15 protein-coding genes are annotated in these 21,008 nt (G+C 66.2%); 8 read left to right on the top strand and 7 right to left on the bottom strand.

The genetic code is table 11. The annotated features are described in order from the left end of the window. Nucleotides 1-1,347, top strand: a complete 1,347-nt coding sequence (locus tag C995_RS0102305) for a phenylacetate--CoA ligase family protein (RefSeq protein ID WP_018863395.1) — start codon at nucleotides 1-3, stop codon at nucleotides 1,345-1,347. Here the strand turns inward: C995_RS0102305 and C995_RS0102300 are convergent. Next, a complete protein-coding gene (locus C995_RS0102300; RefSeq protein WP_019623917.1) occupies nucleotides 1,341-3,053 on the bottom strand; it encodes an asparagine synthetase B in 1,713 nt (570 codons plus the stop codon). The two genes, C995_RS0102305 and C995_RS0102300, sit on opposite strands and share 7 nt — an antisense overlap. Before the next feature lie 430 nt (nucleotides 3,054-3,483). Here C995_RS0102300 and C995_RS0102295 point away from each other — a divergent pair, with 430 nt between their 5' ends. The 4 genes from C995_RS0102295 to C995_RS0102280 are packed head-to-tail and all read left to right on the top strand — an operon-like array spanning nucleotide 3,484 to nucleotide 6,454. Next, nucleotides 3,484-3,735, top strand: a complete 252-nt coding sequence (locus tag C995_RS0102295; protein ID WP_012983883.1) for an acyl carrier protein — start codon at nucleotides 3,484-3,486, stop codon at nucleotides 3,733-3,735. Further along, complete coding sequence (locus C995_RS0102290; RefSeq protein WP_018863393.1) at nucleotides 3,736-4,563, top strand: hydrolase 2, exosortase A system-associated; 828 nt, start codon at nucleotides 3,736-3,738, stop codon at nucleotides 4,561-4,563. It begins immediately after the preceding gene. Next, nucleotides 4,560-5,444 carry a hydrolase 1, exosortase A system-associated gene (locus tag C995_RS0102285; protein ID WP_018863392.1) on the top strand — a complete coding sequence of 295 codons (885 nt, stop codon included), beginning with the start codon at nucleotides 4,560-4,562 and terminating at the stop codon, nucleotides 5,442-5,444. Before C995_RS0102290 ends, C995_RS0102285 begins: the two co-directional genes overlap by 4 nt. An 8-nt stretch (nucleotides 5,445-5,452) precedes the next feature. Beyond that, nucleotides 5,453-6,454, top strand: a complete 1,002-nt coding sequence (locus tag C995_RS0102280; protein WP_018863391.1) for a glycosyltransferase — start codon at nucleotides 5,453-5,455, stop codon at nucleotides 6,452-6,454. Here C995_RS0102280 and C995_RS0102275 read toward each other — a convergent pair. Both C995_RS0102275 and C995_RS0102270 read right to left on the bottom strand, forming a co-directional pair. Next, nucleotides 6,451-7,164, bottom strand: coding sequence for a class I SAM-dependent methyltransferase (locus C995_RS0102275; RefSeq protein ID WP_018863390.1), 714 nt, complete (start codon nucleotides 7,162-7,164; stop codon nucleotides 6,451-6,453). The two genes, C995_RS0102280 and C995_RS0102275, sit on opposite strands and share 4 nt — an antisense overlap. Nucleotides 7,165-7,207: 43 nt before the next feature. Next, nucleotides 7,208-8,815, bottom strand: coding sequence for an amino acid adenylation domain-containing protein (locus tag C995_RS0102270; RefSeq protein ID WP_018863389.1), 1,608 nt, complete (start codon nucleotides 8,813-8,815; stop codon nucleotides 7,208-7,210). A 298-nt stretch (nucleotides 8,816-9,113) separates the two neighbouring features. Here C995_RS0102270 and C995_RS0102265 point away from each other — a divergent pair, with 298 nt between their 5' ends. Then, the gene (locus C995_RS0102265) at nucleotides 9,114-10,913 is read left to right on the top strand and encodes an ABC transporter ATP-binding protein (RefSeq protein ID WP_026278892.1); all 1,800 of its coding nucleotides are present in this window, start codon (nucleotides 9,114-9,116) and stop codon (nucleotides 10,911-10,913) included. Between the two features lie 15 nt (nucleotides 10,914-10,928). On the opposite strand, the gene C995_RS0102260 is transcribed toward C995_RS0102265, so the two are convergent. Both C995_RS0102260 and C995_RS0102255 read right to left on the bottom strand, forming a co-directional pair. Next, the gene (locus C995_RS0102260; protein WP_018863387.1) at nucleotides 10,929-12,134 is read right to left on the bottom strand and encodes a pyridoxal-dependent decarboxylase, exosortase A system-associated; all 1,206 of its coding nucleotides are present in this window, start codon (nucleotides 12,132-12,134) and stop codon (nucleotides 10,929-10,931) included. A 41-nt stretch (nucleotides 12,135-12,175) separates the two neighbouring features. Further along, complete coding sequence (locus tag C995_RS0102255) at nucleotides 12,176-13,774, bottom strand: acyl-CoA ligase (AMP-forming), exosortase A system-associated (RefSeq protein ID WP_018863386.1); 1,599 nt, start codon at nucleotides 13,772-13,774, stop codon at nucleotides 12,176-12,178. 191 nt (nucleotides 13,775-13,965) lie between these two features. Between C995_RS0102255 and C995_RS0102250 the strand changes: the two genes are divergently transcribed. Both C995_RS0102250 and C995_RS0102245 read left to right on the top strand, forming a co-directional pair. Then, entirely contained in the window at nucleotides 13,966-15,357 is a 1,392-nt protein-coding gene (locus tag C995_RS0102250) for a putative O-glycosylation ligase, exosortase A system-associated (protein WP_018863385.1), read from the top strand. A 30-nt stretch (nucleotides 15,358-15,387) separates the two neighbouring features. Beyond that, complete coding sequence (locus C995_RS0102245) at nucleotides 15,388-17,229, top strand: hypothetical protein (RefSeq protein ID WP_026278891.1); 1,842 nt, start codon at nucleotides 15,388-15,390, stop codon at nucleotides 17,227-17,229. A 46-nt stretch (nucleotides 17,230-17,275) separates the two neighbouring features. Here the strand turns inward: C995_RS0102245 and C995_RS0102240 are convergent, their stop codons facing one another. After that, entirely contained in the window at nucleotides 17,276-19,504 is a 2,229-nt protein-coding gene (locus C995_RS0102240; RefSeq protein WP_018863383.1) for a hypothetical protein, read from the bottom strand. After that, complete coding sequence (locus C995_RS0102235; protein WP_018863382.1) at nucleotides 19,504-20,970, bottom strand: hypothetical protein; 1,467 nt, start codon at nucleotides 20,968-20,970, stop codon at nucleotides 19,504-19,506. Before C995_RS0102235 ends, C995_RS0102240 begins: the two co-directional genes overlap by 1 nt. Nucleotides 20,971-21,008: the final 38 nt, after the last annotated feature.

Below are 21,008 nucleotides of genomic sequence, written 5' to 3'. Positions count from 1 at the left end.
ATGGGGCTGTACACCTCGCTGGTCGCGCATGGCGCGTTTCCCGTGCACGAGCGGTTGAAGGGGCACTCGACGGTGCGCCTGCGCAAGGCGCTGGAGGCGACCCAGTGGTGGACGCCCGAGGCGCTGGAGAACCTGCAGCTGACCCGCTTGCAGGCCCTGCTCGAGCGCGTGGCCCAACAGGTACCGTTCTATCGCCAGTGGTTCGCCGACCAGGGCTGGTCATCCCGCGCGCTGACGAGCCTTGCGGATCTTGAGCACCTGCCGGTCATCGACAAGAACGTTCTGCGCCGGGCAGGCCACGAGTGGCGGGCCGAGGGGGCACAACACCTGGTCGCGCAACGTACCAGCGGTTCGACCGGCGAACCGCTGGCCTTCTGGCTGGGGCGCGAGCGCATTGCGATGGACATCGCCGCCAAATGGCGCGCGACCCGCTGGTGGGGCGTCGACATTGGCGATCGCGAGCTGGCCCTTTGGGGCGCGCCGAACGAGACCGACGCGCAGAATCGCCTGCGGTCCTGGCGCGACCGCGTGCTGCGCTCGCGCCTGGTCCCGGCCCGCGACCTCGACCGGGCACGGGTCGATGCCATCATTGACCAGATTCGCGAGTTCCGCCCGCGCATGATCTTCGGCTATCCCTCCGTGCTGGCACGGGTCTGCGCGCACGCGCGGGAACAGGGCCGACGCCTGGACGATCGGGGCATTCGGGTGGCCTTCACCACGTCGGAGGTCCTGCGCCCGGAATGGCGGGCGATCATCACCGACGTACTGGGCTGTGGGGTCGCGAACGAGTATGGCGGCCGGGATGCCGGCCTGATCGCACGCGAATGCCCGCATGGCGGGCTGCACCTGACGGCCGAGGCGCTGATCGTCGAGATCCTGGACGATGCCGGGCGAACGCTTCCGGCCGGCGAGACCGGACAGATCGTGGTCACCAACCTGATGGGTCCGGAGTATCCCTTCATCCGCTACCGCACCGGTGATCGTGGCGCGCTGGACCCGGCACCCTGCCCCTGCGGGCGCGGCCTGCCGCTGCTACGGGAGATCGAGGGGCGGGCCAACGACGGCCTGATCGCGCTCGATGGCCGCTGGGTGCACGGCAGTCATTTCAACTACTGCCTGCGCGAGATCGCGGGCCTGCGCTCGTACAAGATCATCCAGCACGCGCCGGACCGGGTCGAGCTGTTGCTGGTCCTCGACGAGACACTGGCCGAGGCCGTAGAGCAAGGCCTGCGGCGCGCCTTCGCGCAGGCCCTGGGGGAACCCCTGACAGTGGAGATCCGTCAGGTCGAGGCGATTGCCCCGGAAGCCGGAGGCAAGCACCGGCACGTGGTCTGTAGAGTTCAGTAACCGCCCGCCTGGGCGCGCGCTTCGGCCGGCATCTCGCTCGACGGCGCGTGCAGCCAGAGATCCAGCATCATCAGCACCCACACCATGTCACCGTAGTAGGCCGCGTGTCCGTCGCGGTGCAGCGAAATGAGCTCGTCGATGAACTGCGGCCGCAGAAAGCCCTGCCCCTTGAGCCGCAGCAGGCTGTCATAGGCCAGTTCGCGCAGCGGCGCATGGTCGTGCATCCACACCCCGAAGGGCAGGCCAAAGCCATGCTTCTTCTTGTCGATGATGGCGTCGGGCAGGAAACCCTGCATCGCCTCCTTGTAGAAGTGGCGCAGCCGCTGCCCGCGCAGTTTCTGGTCGGACGGGATACCCAGGGAGAACTCCACCACGTCGTCGTCCAGCATCGGAAAGACGACATCCACGCCGGCCAGCTCGCACATGCGGGTCACCTTGCGCAGGTCGTTGTCGGCCAGGGTCTGCTGCCAGTCCAGGTACATCATGCGGTTCAGCGACGAGGCGTGCGCCGGCTGGTCGTGGATCTCGCGCATCAAGTCCCACGGGGCCTGGGTATCCACCGCCGAGAGAAAGTCGGGCTCGAACATCGCCGTGGGCGAGAGGTGGTACAGGTAGTTGTAGGTCTGCAGCCGATCGGGCAGCGGGATGCGCGCCTGCTCCACGTAGCGGCGCGCCTTGCTCAACCAGCCGGCCCCCTTCGGGATGCGGGTCGCCAGGGGTTCCAGCATGCCCTGGCGCAAGGGGCGCGGCAGGCGCTGCCAGTGCTCGAACAGGCCCTGCTTGGCATAGCGTGCGTTGCCGGCAAACAGCTCGTCGCCACCATCGCCGGCCAGCATCCGTGTCACGCCCGCCTGTGCCGCCATGCGTGCACAGAAATAGGCAGGCAGCGCCGAGGAGTTGCCAAAGGGCTCGTCGTAACTGCCGGCAATCAGGGGGACGGCGGCAACGACGTCGTCCGGCGTCACGTAGTACTCGTTCGCCTGGGTCGCAAAGTGCCGGGCCGCGATGCGGGCGTACTCCATCTCGTCGTAACCCGGGGCATCGAAACCGATGCTGAAGGTCGGCGGCGGCTCGGGGGTCGTCTCGGCCAGGAGCCCGGCCACGGTCGAGCTGTCCAGTCCTCCACTGAGAAAGGCCCCCGGCCTCGGTGTCTCCCGATGATGTTTGACGGCGCTGCGCAGCTGATCACGCAGGGCCGTCCCCATCTCGGCGGCATCCCCCAGGCGCGACTCGCGAAAATGCGGGACCCAGTATGACTTCACGCGGATCGTGTCCGCCTGGCGGTCCAGGCAATGCGCGGCACGCAGCTTCTCGACACCGGCGAACACACTGACCGGAGCCGGCAGCATGTGGAAGAAGAAGTAGTGATAAAGCCCCGCCGGGGTGGGCTCGCGCATCAGGCCGGGATAGCGAACCACACTGCCTGCCGCCGTCCCGAAGACCACCCCGTCAGGCACGACCGCCCAATGCAACGGAATCTGCCCCATGCGGTCCACGCCTGCCAGGAGACGCGCCCTCTGAGGATCCAGGATCGCCAGCGCGAACGCCCCCGCCACCTGGCTGAACAGGGCCTCGCCAAAGCGCCGGTAGGCGTCCAGCAAGGCATGTGCGGGCGACTGCTCCAGCGCCAGACGCTGCAGACCGCGTTCCCGCCACCGAGGGTGGCCGGTGATGCCTGCGATCAGCCCGTCCGGGGCCTGGGCCACCCAGCCGCCCTGGACCAGACACCCGCCCCGGGGGCCATCGCAACGCGCGCTGGACTCACCCGGGACCGAAGGGAGCCCCGCCTTCTGCAGGCCGAGAATATCGCCCGCCGCCTCCCTGGGCGCCCCAAACCATCCGCATAGTCCCGCCATTGGCCTTCCTGTCGCCTGAAGTGGCGTTCAAGGAAACAGCAGCAAATACCCGCCTGTGATGGCTCCCGTGGGCATGCCGATATACAAGTTTCCGCGTTTACCTTCCAGCAAACAAAAAAATGCAGGCAAAGGTAAAACTCAATGATGGAGGGACCGCCGACCACTTTAAAGTATTGATTATTTGGTACCCGCAAGGTCTCCAGTTGTCGGCCACAAGCTTTCACAATAGGGCTTCCGGAAGTATGCGGAATGCGCCACCAGGGAACAGGAGATCAGCATCATGTCAACGCTCGAGCACATCAAGGCTTTGCTTGACAGCGCCCTCGGCCTGAACGGCCGTGCCCAGCACTTTGACCGCTCCACCCCTCTGCTGGGCGGGGTCCCCGAACTGGATTCCATGGCGGTGGTTTCCTTGATCAACGAGATGGAAGAACAGTTCGACATCGTTATCGATGACGATGACGTCAGTGCGGAGACGTTCGAGACCGTCGGCGCCCTGGTCGATTTCGTTGAACACAAGAATGGTGCCTAGATGGAGGCCGGTTTCCTGCCGGGCTGCGACGGACCAGTCTTTTATGTCCTGCACCCGGCCGCCCGGACCCCTGCCCGCGGGCGGGTCCTGTTCGTGCCGCCCTTTGCCGAGGAGCTGAACAAGGCCCGGCGCATGGTGGCGCTGCAGGCCCGGCGCATGGCCCGCGAGGGGTACACCGTCCTGCTGCCGGACCTGTACGGCTGCGGGGACAGCGGAGGCGATTTTGGTGATGCGCGCTGGGATTCCTGGCTCGACGACCTCGCGCGCTGCCTGGCTCATCTGGAATCCCAAACCGGCGCCCAGCCCCCCCTGATCCTCTGGGGACTGCGCGCGGGCGCCCTGCTGATCAGCGACCTTCTGGCCGCACGCGCCCCGTCGGTGGCGGCCACCGTGCTGTGGCAACCGGTCACCAACGGCGAACAGCACCTGACGCAGTTCCTCCGCCTGCGCATGGCCGCGGGCATGATGGGCGGGGAGAAGGAAAGCACGGGGCAGTTGCGCGGCCGACTGGAGGCGGGAGAAGCCATCGAGGTCGCGGGCTATACCCTGGCGCCGGAGCTGGCGAACGCCCTGGCAATGGCCCGCCTGGCACCACCGCCACAAGGGCCGCTGTACTGGTTCGAGGTCAACGACGACGAGGACGTCTCCCTGTCTGCGGGGAGCACCCGAACGCTGAAGGCGTGGCGCGAGCAGGGGCTGGACGTACACGCCTCGGTCGTCCCCGGCGAACCCTTCTGGAATGCGCCGGACATCCTCGAGGTCCCGGCCCTGCTGGAACACACCATGGATTGTCTGGGGCGCTCGGTGTCTCTGGGGCGGGCGGCATGAACGAGCGGGCCGTGGTCTTCCGGCTGGGCGGAGACGAGCTGCTCGGCATCCTCCACCCTGGCGCCGCCGGGGCCGCACGGGGCGTCCTGATCGCCGTGGGCGGCCCGCAGTATCGCGTCGGCAGTCATCGCCAGTTTCTGCTCCTGGCGCGCGACCTGGCGGCTCGGGGGATACCGGTGTTCCGCTTCGATTTTCGCGGCATGGGCGACTCGTCCGGCGCCCAGCGCGATTACGAAGAGGTGCACGATGACCTGCGCGCGGCGATGGATATCTTCTCGGCCGAGGTGCCGGGAATGCGCGAGGTCGTGATCTGGGGCCTGTGCGGTGCGGCCTCCGCCGCCTTGTTCTATGCCTGGCGTGACCCCCGGGTGGCGGGCCTGGTGCTGGCCAACCCGTGGGTCCGCACCGACGAGGGCCTGGCCCGCGCCTACCTGAAGACCTACTACCTCCAGCGGCTTTTCTCGCGCGACTTCTGGTCGGGCGCCCTGAAGGGACGTTTCAACCCCTGGGTCTCCCTGCAGTCCCTGGGGCGAGTGGTCTCTACGGTACTGGGCCGTCGTGCCGGGACTGCCCCGGCTGCGACCGACGAGGGCCGCTTCGATGTTTCGTCTGCGCCCCTTCCGGACCGGATGGCCGAGGGCTGGCGCCGCTTTCACGGGCCGATCCTGGTGGTCCTGAGCGGAGAGGACCTGACGGCCGCCGAGTTTCGGGATGTGGCCAGCCATGCACCGGCCTGGGACGGCTTGCTGCGACAGCCACGCGTGACCCTGCGCGAACTGCCGGACGCAAACCACACCTTTTCCCGCCGCGAGTGGCGTGACCAGGTGGCCAGATGGACGCATGACTGGCTGCGCCAGGCGCCAGGGCGCAGCCCGGGATGATGCCACCCATGGAAGCGTCACTGGCGAACAACACACACGCAGCCGAGTCGGAGGCCTTGCCCCGCAAGCCACTGGTGTCGGTAGTCATGCCGGCCTACAACACGGCGGCCTACATTGCCGAATCCGTCGACAGCGTCCTGGATCAGGACTACCCCAGCATCGAGCTGATCGTGGTGGATGACGGCTCGACCGACGGGACCGTCGAGATCCTGCGCCGTTATGGCGACCGCCTGACGCTGCTGACCCAGCAGAACCAGGGAGCGGCCGTGGCCCGCAACGCCGGCATCTCGGCCGCACAGGGCGACTTCATCGCCTTCATCGATTCCGACGATGTCTGGCTGCCCGGCAAGCTGACCGCCCAGATCCTGTACATGGAGCAGCACCCGGAGATCGGTCTGGTGCACACGGATTTTCTGGCGTGGACGCCGGATGCCAGCGGGCAGTTCGCCCCGGCCCATACCCTGGCCGATCCCCCGGTCCCGGTGACCGAGGCACCGGGAATTGTCCCGGAGGGTTCGGGCTGGGTGTACAACCGGCTGCTGATGGAATCCCTGCCGCATACGATCACGGTGATGATGCGGCGCGAGCTGGTGGAACAGGTCGGCCCGTTCGACCCTCAGCTCAAGCGCGGCCAGGACTATGACTACTGGATTCGAGCCTCGCGACTGACCGAGTACCGCCAGCTGGACCGCGTCACCGCCCTTTATCGCCTGCACGGGCGTGGCTGCATGACCAAGTACCCGGATGTGAACTACGAGGTCGAGGTGGTCCAACGGGCGCTCGGCCGCTGGGGTCTGGTGGGACCCAATGGCGAAAAGACCTCCTGGCTCCGGGTGCGCGAGCGCCTGGGTGATGCCTGTTTCACCTTCGGCTACCACCACTACTGGGAGGGGGACCCACGGATCGCCCGGCGTGCGTTCTTTCAGGCCCTGGTGCGCCGCCCGGGGCGGGTGAAGACCTGGGGATATCTGGGGGCAAGTACGGTTAAGGCCCTGCTCGCGCGTAGCTAAGCGCGAGCAGGGCCTCGGCGATTTCGATAAACCGCGACACGGCCGATCGGCATCTTTCGCAGCCGCCTGGTGCGGTACTCGCGGTAGGCAACCCGCTCCAGAAACGGGGCCTCGTCCAGCAGTCTTCTCTGGGTCGGGTTCTGGTACACGACCAGCACGTCCCGTCCCTCGTCGGCCTGCAGGGCACTCTCGAGATTCGCGAGCACGCGCTCCATGATCGCGGCCTTGAAAGGGTTGAACAGGTAGATCAGCAGGTCGCCCGGCGGCAACTCGAACGCGCCGGCGTCGCCACAGACGGTTTCGATCCGGTGCATGCAGCGCTCGGGATGCCGGTAGATCCGCGCATTCGCGGCGGCGATCGCATCCAGGCGGGGGTTGAACTCGACCCCGATGATCCGCCGAAACGGATGGTGCGACGCGAGCAGCAGCGCCTTGCCCTTGCCCGACCCCAGATCAATGAACGCATAGCGCGCGGGGGCGATGGCCAGGGAACGGATGATCCGGTGGAACAGGCGCGGCGGGGCGCCCTCGTATCCCTCGTGCTCCTGCGGCAGGCCGGCATCGTCCTCGGCCTGGATACCGGTATTGGTGCCGTGCTTGAGATCGAAGTCCGTCAGCCGGAACAGGATGTTCCGCGGGACGAGCGCCATAGTGCGCCACCAGCCGTGCCGGTGCAGGGAGGAACGCAGCTGAACCAGCACATTCGTCATCTCGCCGGCCTGGCGGGGGCAGCGCCGGAGGGCGCGCGACCATTCATGCTTCGTCCGCCTCCAGCGCCTCGACGAGCATCTTGCGATCGACCTTGCCATTCCCGTTCAGCGGCAGTTCGTCCAGAAGATGAATCTCCCGCGGCACCATCACGGTGGGGAGCCGCTGCCTAAGTTGTTCCCTAATCCCCTCCAGGTCCGCGTGTTCGGCGACCACAAAGGCGATGATGCCGGAGGCCCCGCTCGCGGTACGCGGCCAGCCGATCGCAACGGCCTGGTCAGTCGACGCGGCCTCGCGCAGGGCCTGTTCGATCTCTCCCAGTTCGATGCGCACGCCGCCAATCTTGATCTGGTGATCGAAACGCCCGAGAAACTGCAGGGGCTCCCCGGGATACGGGCGCCTCACGAGATCACCCGTGCGGTAATACAGGCTGTCGTCATCCCCGAGCCGGATGAACGCGGTCGCGGTACGCTCGGGCTCCTTCCAGTACCCGGCACTGACCTGTGGCCCGCTGATCAGGAGTTCGCCCTCCCCCCCTTCGGGCACTTCGCGAAAGGCCTCGTCGACCACGCGAACCCCGACCTGGTTTCCCGGATAACCAATGGGGGCCATCCCGTGTATGCACTCCGCCGGCGACCGCTCTGGATCCCAGCGGTAAAAGCAGGCATCGACGGTGCATTCGGTCGGCCCGTAGGCATTGTCGATCGCGGCGTTGGGCGCGGCGGCCTCCATGATCCTGGCCAGTTCCGCCGACAGGGCCTCACCGCCAAAGCGGCACAGCCGCAGCTGGGGGAAGCGGCCGGGGGCCCAGCCGTTGCGGCGGCTCATGCCATGGCCGGCCGACGGCGTGATGTCGATGACGGTCAGGGCCTTGTCGACGATGTAGCGGTTGGGGTTGAACCACTCGCGGGCGGAGGGGCAGCAAAGACACGCGCCATAAGACCAGCCCACGTACAGGTCGAACATCGAGGAGTCGAAGGTAATGTCGTAGAACTGCGAGAAACGATCGTTCTCGCTCAGACCCAGAGGGTCATAGCGCTCCCGCGACATGGCCACGAACCGGGCCGCATTGCGATGCCGCACGGCCACGCCCTTGGGTACACCGGTACTGCCCGAGGTGAAGAACAGACAGGCGAGATCGTCAGGATTGACCCGGGCCGGCGACCATCCCTCGGGGGCCGAGGCCTCGTCCAGGGCATGAAAGGCATGCCCGGGCCAGCGGGACTGAAAGGCATCGCAGTCCTCCCGGGTCGGCAGCCAGATCGCACAGTCGGAATGCTCCGGCCCCAGCCAGCCGTCCAGCGACTGCATCCCGGTGGCATCCACGACCAGGGCCCCCAGACCGGCCAAATCGACCATCCGCCGTGTTCGCTCGGGGGGGAAGGACGGATTCAGGGGTACCAGCGTGTGCCCGGCCATGAGCACCCCCAGGAGGCCCTGGTACAGGATGCGCGAGCGCTGGGCCAGGACGCCGATCGTGCGCGGCCCGTCGGCGGGCAGGTCGGCCTGAAGGCCCGAAGCCAGGCTGGCACTGGCGGCGTAGAGATCCCGGTAGCGGATCTCGCCCCCCTCCACATCCAGCGCCGGGCGGTCCGCGAACTGCCTTGCCGCGTGCAGGAAACCGGCGTGCAAACCGAACTCGTCCATGGCCATTGACCACCCCTTGAAATCGCAAAAAGGCATAGGGTGGCAATCGCGGCTTATGGCGAGATTCCATGCAACTCGATCGCCAGCACCGGCCTGTCCACCCCCCTAACTGGAGGATCCAAAAACCCGTTGAATCAAGCAATCCCGACTGCGATGGATTTACCTGATGATCCGATCCAGACAGCTGCATGAGTTTTGTAATTGACGGTCGATTCCACGCCGCCAGAACCAAATTTTCCGTTTCCTCGAAGGCAAAAAAACGCTATACGTCATAGGGATCGCGACAACGAGAATCGGTTGATTCATGGCTGGAACCTTGCGCAAGTTGAATGCCCTTTTGCACCCCCGGGATCGGCGCAAGGTAGGGCTTTTGGTAGTCCTGATGATCATCACGGCATTCATGCAGACCGTGGGTGTCGCCTCGGTGATGCCGTTTCTCGCAGTGCTGTCCGACCCGGACATGGTTCATGACCACGCACTCTTGAGCCAGGCATACAACACCCTCGGGTTCGAATCGACCGGAGAGTTTCTCTACTTTCTGGGGGTGGCGGCGTTTGTGATGTTCATGCTCGGGACGTTGCTGCAGGCACTCACGCAGTGGTCGATCACCCGCTTCTCGCACATGCAGCAATACGAGCTGTCGCGCCGGTTGATGGCCGACTATCTGCGACGGCCGTTTACCTTCTTCCTGCACCGCAATTCCGGTGACCTGGCCAAGACGATCCTGCAGGAGACTACACACGCGATCAGTGGCGCGGTAATGCCGGCCATGCGGCTGGTCAGCCAGGGCCTGCTGGCGCTCTCGATCATCGCCCTGCTTATCGTGGTCGAGCCGTGGCTCGCACTCACCGTGGCCCTGGGTCTGGGCAGCGTCTACGCGGCCATCTACATCGTGGCCCGGATCTGGCTGAACCGGATCGGACAAGACCGGGTGGAGGCCAACCGCGAACGCTTCACCGCGGCGGCCGAGGCCTTCGCGGGCGCCAAGGAGATCCGCCTGCTGGGACGCGAACGTGACTACCTGGAGCGCTACCGCCACCCGTCCAGGCGCTATGCCCGGCACCAGGCGAATGCGGTGCTGTTGCAGGACACCCCGCAGTACGCGATCGAGGCGATCGCCTTTGGTGGCGTACTGCTGCTCGTGCTGTACCTGATGGCCGGCGACGGGGGCCTGGCCCAGGCCCTCCCCCTGCTCGGCCTGTATGCGCTGGCGGGCAAGCAACTGATTCCCGCCTTCCAGAAGGTCTTTCAGAACCTGGCGGCCCTGCGCTTCAATTTTGCGGCGGTGGACAACATCCTGAAGGATCTCGGTGACCGCGGCGGCGACGCCCTGCCCTCGCGCGGCGAGGCCCGTCCTGCCCTGGCACCCCGGCAGGCGATTCGGGTCGAGGGCGTAACCTATCGCTACCCCCAGCATGACCGCGCCGCACTGGACCAACTCTCGCTGGAGATCCCGGCCCGCACGACCATCGGGCTGGTAGGCTCGTCCGGGGCCGGCAAGAGCACGCTGGTGGATGTCCTGCTGGGGCTGCTGGAACCCGACGAAGGTGCGGTTCTTGTCGACGGCCAGCCACTGACGGCGGCAAACGTGCGGCAGTGGCAGGCGGCACTCGGGTATGTCCCACAGCACATCTTCCTGGCCGACCAGAGTGTCGCTGCCAATATCGCCCTGGGCGTCCCCGAGGCCGAGATCGATCAGGCCGCGGTAGAGCGGGCCGCGCGCCTGGCGAATCTGCACGACTTTGTGATGAACGAGCTCCCGCAGGGCTACGAAACGCTGATCGGCGAACGCGGGACGCGCCTGTCCGGCGGGCAGCGCCAGCGTATCGGCATCGCCCGGGCCCTGTACCGCGATCCGGCGGTGCTGTTCTTCGACGAAGCGACCAGTGCCCTGGACAATGCCACCGAGCGCGCCGTGATGGATGCCATTCACAACCTGAGCGGTGAAAAGACGATTATCCTGGTGGCACACCGGCTGAGCACCGTCAAACCCTGCGATCAGATCTACGTACTCGAGAGCGGGCGCCTGGTCGACCAGGGAAGCTGGGAGATGCTGGTCGACGGCAGCACGCACTTCCAGCAGCTGGCCGCTGGTCACGCCTGAAGGCCGACTCTGGTGTCAGACGAGGATTTCCGCGGGCTCCGGATGGCTGAGGAAGCCCCTGGGGCTGGCCGAATATCCGTAGGCCCCGGACTGGAAGACCACCACCAGATCGCCGATCTCCGCGCGGGGTAGTTCCATCTGCTGGCCCAGGACGTCCAGCGGGGTGCACAGCGGCCCGACGACGTCCACGACTTCCGTGTCGGTCTCTCCCATGCGGTTGCCGATGGCGACCGGGTAGTTCTTGCGAATCACCTGGCCAAAGTTGCCCGAGGCTGCCAGGTGGTGATGGAGCCCTCCATTGGTGACGAGGAACACCCGGCCGCGCGAGACCTTGCGGTCCAGCACTTCGGCGACGTATACGCCCGCCTCCCCCACCAGATAGCGGCCGAGCTCGAGGATGATCTCGGCCTGCGGCATGCGCGCGCGAACCTGCGGCAGGCGTTGCTCAAGCTGCTCGGCGATAGGGCCCAGGGTCAACGGCTGATCGCCCGGGAAATAGGGGATACCAAAACCGCCCCCGATGTTCAGTGTCTCCACCGGTCCAGGGGCATGCTCGGCCAGCCGCAATGCCAGATCCAGGGTCAGGCCCTGGGCCTCCACCAGCGACTCGGCGCGCAGGTTCTGCGAGCCGGAAAAGATGTGGAAGCCGCGGAAATGCAGCCCCATCTTGCCAATTCGCGCCAGCATCTCGGGCACGCGCTCGGCATCCACACCGAACACCTTGGGCCCACCACTCATCTTCATGCCCGAGGTCTTCAGCTCGAAGTCGGGGTTCACGCGCACCGCGACGCAGGGCGTCCTGCCGGTGCGCTCCGCAATCGCCGCGACCCGCGTCAGTTCGGTATCGGATTCGAGGTGGATCGTGATCCCCGCGGCCACCGCCATCTCCAGCTCCGCCGGGGACTTGCCCGGCCCGGCGAAGCTGATATCGGCGGCGGACACCCCGGCGTCCAGGGCAATCTGCAGTTCGCGCCCGGATGCGACATCCAGGCCATCGACCAGCGAGGCCATATGGCCCACCACCGCCGACATCGGGTTCGCCTTGACCGCGTAGTGGATCGACAGGTCCCGGGGCAGAGCCTGACGCAGGGCCTGGACGCGGCGCGTCATGACCTGTCGGTCATAGGCATAGAACGGGGTCCGGCCCGCGCGGCGGGCGATCTCGGGCAGGGGCATACCGCCGATCAGCAGCGAGCGGTCACGCACCTCGAAGGCCGCCATTGCCGCATGTCGAGGGGCGGGCGTTATGGATACCTCCCGGTTCATGACAGGGCGACCTCCTGGAACAAGCCCTCGAACTCGGCCGCCACCGCCTTGCGGTCGATCTTGCCGTTGCCATTGCGGGGCAGGGACTGGACCCGCAGCTCCAGGTGGCTCGGCACCATGAAGGCGGGCAAGCGCTCGCGCAGAAGAGCCAGAACCTGCTCCCGGGTTACCGCGGGGTCGCGCGGCAATACGACCAGGACCACTGCCTGGCCCAGTTGCGGATGCGTAATGCCCAATGCGGCGCCTTCCGCCACCAGCCCCGTTGCATAGGCGGCCTCCTCGATCTCTACCGGGCTTACCCGGTAGCCCGAGGTCTTGATCATCTCGTCGCGCCGGCCGACGAAATACAGATAGCCGTCCTCGTCCATCCGCACCGTATCGCCTGACCACACCGCCATCTCCTGACCTGGCAGGCCGGACGGCTGCCCCGGCACGGGGCGGAAGCGCTCGGCCGTGCGCGCGGCATCGTTCCAGTAGCCCATCGCGACCAGGGCCCCGCGATGGACCAGCTCCCCGGGTTCTCCGGGCGCGCAGCGGCTACCATCCTCGCGCACGACCATGACCTCGGCATTGGGTATGGCCCGCCCCATGGAGTCGGGTCGACGATCGACCTCCTCGGGCGGCAGATAGGTGGAGCGAAAGGCCTCCGTGAGCCCGTACATCAGATACACCTGGGTGTGCGGCAGATGCGCCCGCAGGCGCTTCAGGGTCTTCAAGGGCATCGCGCCGCCCGAGTTCGTGATGTAGCGAAGGGACCGCCGCGCGGCCTCCGGCCACTCCATCTCGGCCAGCTGGATCCACAGCGGTGGCACCGCCGCCAGCCCGGTGATCCCGCCCTGCTCGACCGCCTTGAGCACATCACGGGGCAGGAGGTAATTGAGCAGGGTGGCATGGGCCCCGGTCAGGAACGCGGTCGTCAACTGACTGAAGCCGTAATCGAAGCTGAACGGCAGCACGCAGAGGATGCGGTCCCCCGCCCGATTTTGCAGGTAATGCGCGACGCTTTGGGCGCCGGCCACCAGATTGCGGTGCGACAGCACCACGCCCTTGGGTCGACCGGTGCTGCCGGAGGTATAGAGGATCGCCGCCATATCCGTATCGATAACCCGGTGTGCCGGCCTGCCGATCCCGAAATCCGCCGCGGATTGCCAGGCCTCCAGGCGCGGCCCGCCCGGTTCTTCGCCGTCGGGCGGTGTGTCCACGAACAGGATGGTGTCCAGGTCCGGACATTGCGCCAGGACATCGCGCAGCGCGGCATAGCGCGCCGCGGACGTAACCAGGGTCCGCACCCCGCAGTCCTGAAGGATGTGCGCAACTTGCGCGGCCTTCAGCAGCGGATTAATGGGTACCAGTACCGCACCCGCCCGCGAGGCCCCGAACATCGCGTGGACCGCCTCCGGGCATTTGTCCAGGTACACGGCAACCCGGTCCTGTCGCTGGAGCCCGGTGGCGAGCAACCGCCACGCCGCATTCTCGATGTCGCTGGCGACCGCCTCGTAGGATTGCGAAATCCCCCGATGCGTGATCGCCGGGGCCATGGGAGCTCGTTCGGCGCTATGCAGGACGCCGTCGTGCAGCAGAGTCGGGAGGCGCATGATCAGGATGGTTCTCCTTGAGGCAAGGACCAAAAAAGACAGCTCGTAGTGTGTTACCAATCTTTTACAAAAATGCCCACTATTTCGGCAAATGGGCTACTCTTCGAGTGGGCTGAATCATATCGCCGCTTTCGCGTGCTCGCGACGTACCGCGACACACCCGTAATTGCTGTATAGCGGAATTCTCTGTAATGCGCGACTACCTGCTGTTTTTTATCATCATGGTGTTGATCCCGGTGATCCTGGCAAGGCCCTGGGTTGGCATCCCCGCCTGGTTCTGGGTAGGTCTGATGGCCCCGCACGGCCTCACCTGGTCATTCATGCGCACCTTCCCCGTAGCAGCGGTGATCGGCATCACAACGCTGGTGGCGCTGTTTCTGGCCAAGGATCGACGGCCAATGCCGATGACGCGCGAAATGGTGATGCTATGGGTCTTTTTCGGCTACATCACCATGACTTCGTATTTTGCGGTAAATCCCAGCGGTGCATGGGACTTCTGGCAGCATGTTTTTAAGATCCTGCTGATTACATTTATCACACCCATGCTGATATTTGGTCAGCTTCGCATCGTATGGTTGTTATTAGTTATTACATTCTCGATCGCCTTTTTCGGATTCAAGGGCGGCCTGTTCACGCTGTCCACGGGGGGGCAATACATGGTGCTGGGGCCACCCGGCTCGTATCTGTCTGGAAACACCTACATCGGGCTGGCGATGGTGATGGTGCTGCCGCTGATCCTCATCAGCGCGAGGCTGTTCCGCGAGCGCTGGGTTGACCTCGAGATCCCTGGCATGGAGCGCTTCTACCGGCCGATCAGCTGGGCCATCTACGGCGTGTTCTGGCTGACCGTGATCGCGATCCTCGCGACCTATTCCCGCGGTGCTCTGCTGGGGATCCTGGTGGTGGCGCCATTCCTGTTCTGGCACATGCGCCACAAGCTGGCGATGGTGATGGCCGGCGTGCTGGTCTTCGGGGTGATCGGGGTGACCGCGCCGGATCGCCTGCTGGATCGCTGGGGGACCATCGAGACCTATGAGGAAGACCGCTCCGCCATGCAGCGCATCCAGGCGTGGGGCGTGAACTGGAACATGGCGACCGAGCGGCCCCTGACCGGAATGGGTTTTCGCAACCATCACCTCGGGTACGACTGGTGGATCCGCTATGCGAACTTCGAGGGGGACTGGCGCCATGTACTCTCGCCACACAGCGTCTATTTCGGGCTGATCGGCGAACATGGGTTTGGCGGGCTCGCTACCTTTCTGCTGCTGGTCGGGTTCACGTTCTTTTCCCTGAACCGGGTCCGCAAGCGAGCCCGGCTCGAGACGGGGCAGATATGGCTGGCGGAATACGCCTGGGCGATCCAGGTGGGGTTGATCGGCTACCTGGCCGCCGGGGCCTTCCTCGACGTGATCTACTTCAACCTGCTGTTCGCCTTCATCGCCCTGGCCATCATCATGCGCCGCGAACTGGAAGAGGCGCCGCGAGTAGCCGAGGCACCCGCACCCGTGCCGGCACAGGCGCCCAACCTGCCGGCGGGCGCCGCGCATGACAGCGCCACCGGGGCACCCGGCATCCTGCGCTAGGGAAACGCTGATCAATGTGGCCGCACGTTCATGGGTAAGACCGTCACATTGGGGGTCTCCATGGTCCAGCCCTGGGCCGAGCGCCTGACGCAGGCAGTCGCGGCCCATGTTCGGCCGGACATCGGACTATGGGATGTCCTCGAACAGCGTCCGACTCCCGCCGATCACTACGGCCAGACCAGCGCGGCCCTCGCGTTGTACCTGCAGGGTGGCCCGGAAATCGAACAGTGGGGCTGGCCCCTGCGGGCATGGCTGGACCGCTGTGGCAACCGGGCCGGCCATGCCCCATTCAATCGTCTGTTGCTGCTGCTGCTGAGGGAACGGGTGATCGTGGGTGCGCAACTCGTTACGCCGGCACTCGAGGCGGTCCTCGACGAGGCGCTGCAGCGGTGTCGCCTGGAGCGGCGCTATCCCTCGAACAACTGGACCCTGCTGGCCCAGCTTTGCCGCCTGATCGAGTCGCCACCCGGCCGTCCAAGAGAGCGGGAAACGGATCGGCTGGCGACTTTGCTGGAGCGCTGGACGACCGCCCACGGCGGTTTTGTTGATTATCCGTCCCGACCGGACCCGCTCGGCGCAGCCACCCCCATGGCCTACCACCACAAGGCCCTGCTGATCGCTTCCATCGCCCTCTGCTATACAGCCACGCCTGCGTTGGCAGCCATCACCCAGCGACTCTATGGCTGGGTTGCGCTGAGCTGGGACGGTGGAGAGTACGTGGGTGGCCTCGGCCGCAGCACACACTCCCTGTTCGGTGATGCCTGTCTGGTGGCCAGTCTGCAGCTCCTCGGGCTGGCCGGCGCGGAGCAGGCGGATACGCCGGCCGGGCAGATGCTGCGTGGCGTACTGAGGCGATGGGAACGGCAGCGCCGGGCCGACGGGCTCCTGGACCTGACGCCCGCGGATCGCATCTTCGCAGCCGGAACCCGGCCTGCAGGTTGGGACGACTACATGCATCTGTCGGTCTACAACGCCTGGGCGGCTGCAGTCCTGGCCTGGGCCAGCGACCCACAGCGGCGCCACGCCCCCCCCGGACGGATCGTCAACCTCAAATGGGCAGGGGGGCGGACAGAGGTCTGCCAGCAGGACGCTCAGGCGGGTGTGCTGCGTGCCCAGGCGGGACCCGACTTGTGCGCCCTGATCAGTACCCGTGGGCAGGCGCCCCAGGCCTACAGTCGAGAGGTCGCCGAGCTGCGTTATGCAGGCGGACAGCCCGTTCATGTCCGCTATCGCGACCGGGTCCTGTGTCCGCCAGCCGTGAGGGTCAGCGCCGAATCATTGGCGCGCAGCCCGGCCCTGGCCGGGTGGCTACCGCTGTTTCAGATCGACGACCAGCTCTGGGCCCTGGCGGATTTTCGCGCGGTCACGGTGGACGCAGCGTCGACTGCCGTGCGAATACAGCTGGACGGGGGCCGGGCGGTGCCTGTTGTGCGTGCAGCGGCCCGCGCCCTCTGGAGGCGCGGCCTTGCGGCGCTGGACTGGCGCTGGTTCGACGGGGCCCTGGGACGCGGCGCGGCCTTGCGACGCCCGCGTTCGTCCGCCCTGTTCGGGGCCATTACGCTGTGGCTGGACCCCGCGGGGCCTGCACTGCGACAGGAGGTCCGGCTCGAGTGTCGGGGTGAAGATCCGGTCCATTACCTGAATCCGGGTGGCCATGCACTGGTCGCCGATCAACCTCCCCCCGTGCGGCGCTTTCAGCAGCAAGACCCCCTGACGGGCCAGTGGACCGAGGTTCTGTTTCCTGCCTCCGGACCCTCGATCGTTAGTGTCCCCCTGCCCTCGACCATCCCGGGAGTGGGCTGCGCATTGCCGCCGAAGCCCTTGCACCCGGGCCCCTATGCCCATCGACTGACGCTCGGCTGGGGCGACTGATTACGTAACCCGGAACGTTAGGGAGACGCGGATTGAATCCATCTCCCTAATCACTCTCGGGCAGGCGCTGCAGGATGATCCCGCGGCGCAGGTCGGACCAGATCAGCACGTCCGTTCCCGGCAGCGGGGTGACGCGATGCCAGTTCTCGTAGCGGTCAAACGGGCGATCGGCAAAGTCCACATCCTGCCAGTTGTACAGGAGCCGCCAGGGCTTCCCGCGCGGCGGATCGCCGATGTACATCTGCCGGGCATTGTTTTGCAGCAGGATGTAGTCCCCGGTCTCCGGGTGATAGGTCAGCCGGCTGCCGCCGGCAACATAGGCCTGTCCAGAGGCCCCATGCCGCTGGAATCGGCCCTCGCGATCGATGGTGGCCGTGGCCTCGGCCCCGCGTCGGTGGTTGCCACCGTACTGGGTCATCCCGCCGTAGATCAGTACCTCGCGGTGGACCGGGTTGTAGAGCATGGTCCCGCCATATCCGGAGGACTGGGTGCGGCCCTCGGGGCCCCGGTAGTCCGGGTGATTCCGGGGATGGGTCCACGCCCGGTCGCCATGCCCCCAGACACGGACCTGCCCCATCGTGTGGGCCTCGATGCCGTCTCCCGGCAGGTGGTCATAGCTGGCGGACCCCAGCGTGTAGAGGACGAATTTCTCGATATCGGGGTGCCACACGGTGGAGTGGTCGCCCACTGCATGGGCGTTGCCCTGGCCCGCGCCTCGACCAACTTCTTCCCAGGCGGTCGGATCGGTGTACGGAGCGCGCACCAGACGTCCAATGTCGGATCGGCGAGGTTCGCTCGGCGAAAAGTACATGTAGCCATCACCGCCATCCATCAGGCGGTTGTACGGACGCCGTTCGCCCCCGTCATAGTCGAGGCCCGGCGGGGCCACAACGCCGGACCAGGACAGGTCCGGCTCCAGCCAGGTCACCGAGCGGACGGAATTGTCCCGCATCAGGACATTGAACAGGCGCCCGGTCTCCGGATCGAAGATATGGCGGTCTGTCCATCCCACCCCGAACGTGCCGCGCTTGTCCGGGTCGTGCCACTGGGTGTTGTTCATTCGCGCCATGTCCGGCACACCTTCCGGCAGCCGGGTTTCGACACGGCGGAACTCGCCAGGCTCCAGCGTCTCGGCAATGTCGTAAAGCTTTGAGCGCCCCTCCGACGCGGGCGCTGGCGCACTGGCCGAAACCTTCAGGAACGCCGCACGGGGCTCGGCCGGGGGCAGAGTTTCGGCCTCCGAACGTTCCTGGCTGAACGCAGACTGGTGCCGGTGCAGCAGAGGGCCGGCCTGGTTGAGCCAGAGGACCACCCCGTGGTCGTCAATCGGCACCGGCACGATCCCGCCATAGCGGTCGAATGGCCAGCGCTGTCCGCTCCAGTCCGCAGCCTTGCGCCATTCGTCCTTGTCCGGATCGAGCTCCCACAACTCGCGTACACGGCCTGCCCTCAGCACGAGGTAGTTCCCCGTTTTCGGGTCGTAGGTCAGGCTCTCGTTCATGATCCCGAACACGAACGGCGCATCGCCGAGATCACGCACTGTGCCATTCGCATCCAGCAGGGAGACCTTGTTGCGCGACTTGTTGCCGCCGATGAACAGCATCTCGTCGCGCACGCGGTTGTACTGGGCCGAGGAGTGATAGCCATCGACCGCGGCCTTGCCGTGTTCGACCCAGCGACCATCGCGAAGGCCGTAAACCTGGTTCTCGCGGAGGTAGATCAGCTGGTCCAGCGCGTCGTGCCACTCGATCGGGTCGGTGTGTTCCCACCCCCCGCCGGGCCCGGGCAAACTGCGCGTCGCGAGTTCCCAGTGATCATCCGCAATGGAATAGCGATACAGGGTGCGCTGCGAGCGGCCGGCACTGATCTTGTAGTAGTGCCCCCTCTCGGGGTCGAGCGCCACACCGCCATAGACATGCGCGAAGGGGGGCGGGCCCTCGGCGGACAGGTGCTGCCATGCATGCTGGTCTTCGCGGTAGGTAATGAATACCGGTCTCGATCCGCGGTCGCCATACATGAAGACCTGGCGCCGGTTGGCATCCCAGTGCGCGCTGTCATTCCAGGTATCCGGATCGTTCGATCTGGCGCGCAGGAAATCGTAGTAGCGCTGGAACCCCTCGGGAAAGCCGGCATCGAGGGGGGCCAGCTCTCCGGGCTGCAGGCCCGCCGCCATCCGCCCCAAGGAGCTGTCACTGGCCGCGGCCTGGCTGGTCGCGAGCGCCGGCGCGAAGATGGCCAGCAACCAGACGATGCTTCGACGCGCGAGCCGGCGCATCAGGCAGCCTTTCCGGCTGGGTAAGCAGCCGCCTGGTGGCGGTGAGGGTCGACCCCCAGCTCCTGAACCGCCTGGAGGAGCGGCATCACCTTGACGAAGGTCGGCGTGAGCGGGCGGATATGGCCCGTGCGCAGGGCCTCGAGGGCATACCCGACGACACGCTCCGGGCGCGTAAAGGCGTTGAACAACGGCCGCGCCAGATGCGACACCCTGCGACCGAGGCTCGCCCACTCGACCCTTGGCGGTGACCCCGTGGCCTTCTGGCTGTACGGGATATGCGCGGCGTGGGGATAACAGCTCCGGATCACCTCGTCGTGGAACGCGCGCGTCGCGAACGACTGCCACGGCAGGCTCAGCAGGAACTCCAGCACGTCCGGGTCTTGATAGGGCAGACAGACGGCCTGCTGCTGTCCGGCCATGGCGATCGGCAACAGGGCGATCTCGCGGCGAATCCGATTCCAGAAAACAAACGACTTGGCCGGGTCGGGCGTACCAACGTGTGCACCCAGCTCCCGAATGATCGCATCACGAGCGATCTGCAGGCGCCAGCGGTCCTGGAAGGTCCGTTTCAGAAACGACGTGTAACTGCCCGCCATCAGCACACGATTCGCCGCCCCTTCGAGGTCACCGGCACCCAGGCACTCGGCCAGACGCGCGTCGAAATAGGAACCGTTGCACAACACATCGCCGGCCAGGCCATCGAATACCGGGCCCTCCAGATGCGGCATCAGCGCGAGGTACCAGCTGTTCTCGTCGGTGGAGTAGTGGTTCAGGCGGTTTTTCTGTCGCTCCGCGGCGATACGATCCTGGGGATTGTCGATCACCTGACATTCGATGCCCAGGTGCCGGGCCACTGTGCACGCCACACCACTCTCGTCCCCCCTCTTCGCCCGCAGGACCAGGGTTCGGGGTGGCGGGGTGTCCTGTTGCGCCAGCTCCAGACAGATATGGCGCGAGTCGCGGCCGCCGGACAGTGGCAGGCGCCCCACACCGCCAGCGGCGCGCCGCTCGATCGCCCGCGCAAAAAGCTCCGTGAATCGTGTCCGCGCCTCGTGCGGGTCGCCGGAAAATGGAGGTGTCAGGGGGATGGCGGGGCGTTCGCCGGAGAGCACGCCTTCTCGCCACAGCAGGGTCTCTCCCGGCATCAGGACCTTTACGCCCGCCAGCGGGGTCTGGTCGCCCACGAGATAACCCAGTGCCATGAATACCGCGATGGCTTCGTCGTCAAAGGCGGGGGCCGACAAGCGCGCCGCGGCCTCCTGCAGGGAGTCGGCCACGATCAGGCGACGGCCCTCACGGGCATAGAACAACGGAATAAACCCGAGCCGATCGGCTGAGACGGACAGACTCGCCCCGTCGAATGACCAGCCCGCGACGAGCGTCGGGCCTCCGGCTACCCAGTCGAAGTCCAGGTGATGGGACGCCTGTCCCAGGCACTGGCGACCGATGACCTCTACGAAAGCCATCGCATCCCTCGCGAGGACCTGCGGCATCCCAGGATGCG

The organism is Thioalkalivibrio sp. ARh3 (assembly GCF_000377265.1).
Lineage (GTDB): Bacteria > Pseudomonadota > Gammaproteobacteria > Ectothiorhodospirales > Ectothiorhodospiraceae > Thioalkalivibrio > Thioalkalivibrio thiocyanoxidans.
The sequence above is the reverse complement of the archived record's forward strand: the minus strand, read 5'-3'. Positions and strand labels throughout refer to the sequence as shown.

Coding starts and splice junctions, on each gene's coding strand:
- C995_RS0102255 (WP_018863386.1), bottom strand. CDS start 13,774: ATGCGCCTCCCGACTCTGCTGCACGACGGCGTCCTGCATAGCGCCGAA.
- C995_RS0102285 (WP_018863392.1), top strand. CDS start 4,560: ATGAACGAGCGGGCCGTGGTCTTCCGGCTGGGCGGAGACGAGCTGCTC.
- C995_RS0102275 (WP_018863390.1), bottom strand. CDS start 7,164: ATGACGAATGTGCTGGTTCAGCTGCGTTCCTCCCTGCACCGGCACGGC.
- C995_RS0102260 (WP_018863387.1), bottom strand. CDS start 12,134: ATGGCGGCCTTCGAGGTGCGTGACCGCTCGCTGCTGATCGGCGGTATG.
- C995_RS0102235 (WP_018863382.1), bottom strand. CDS start 20,970: ATGGCTTTCGTAGAGGTCATCGGTCGCCAGTGCCTGGGACAGGCGTCC.
- C995_RS0102280 (WP_018863391.1), top strand. CDS start 5,453: ATGGAAGCGTCACTGGCGAACAACACACACGCAGCCGAGTCGGAGGCC.
- C995_RS0102270 (WP_018863389.1), bottom strand. CDS start 8,815: ATGGCCATGGACGAGTTCGGTTTGCACGCCGGTTTCCTGCACGCGGCA.
- C995_RS0102290 (WP_018863393.1), top strand. CDS start 3,736: ATGGAGGCCGGTTTCCTGCCGGGCTGCGACGGACCAGTCTTTTATGTC.
- C995_RS0102250 (WP_018863385.1), top strand. CDS start 13,966: ATGCGCGACTACCTGCTGTTTTTTATCATCATGGTGTTGATCCCGGTG.
- C995_RS0102240 (WP_018863383.1), bottom strand. CDS start 19,504: ATGCGCCGGCTCGCGCGTCGAAGCATCGTCTGGTTGCTGGCCATCTTC.
- C995_RS0102295 (WP_012983883.1), top strand. CDS start 3,484: ATGTCAACGCTCGAGCACATCAAGGCTTTGCTTGACAGCGCCCTCGGC.
- C995_RS0102245 (WP_026278891.1), top strand. CDS start 15,388: ATGGGTAAGACCGTCACATTGGGGGTCTCCATGGTCCAGCCCTGGGCC.
- C995_RS0102265 (WP_026278892.1), top strand. CDS start 9,114: ATGGCTGGAACCTTGCGCAAGTTGAATGCCCTTTTGCACCCCCGGGAT.
- C995_RS0102305 (WP_018863395.1), top strand. CDS start 1: ATGGGGCTGTACACCTCGCTGGTCGCGCATGGCGCGTTTCCCGTGCAC.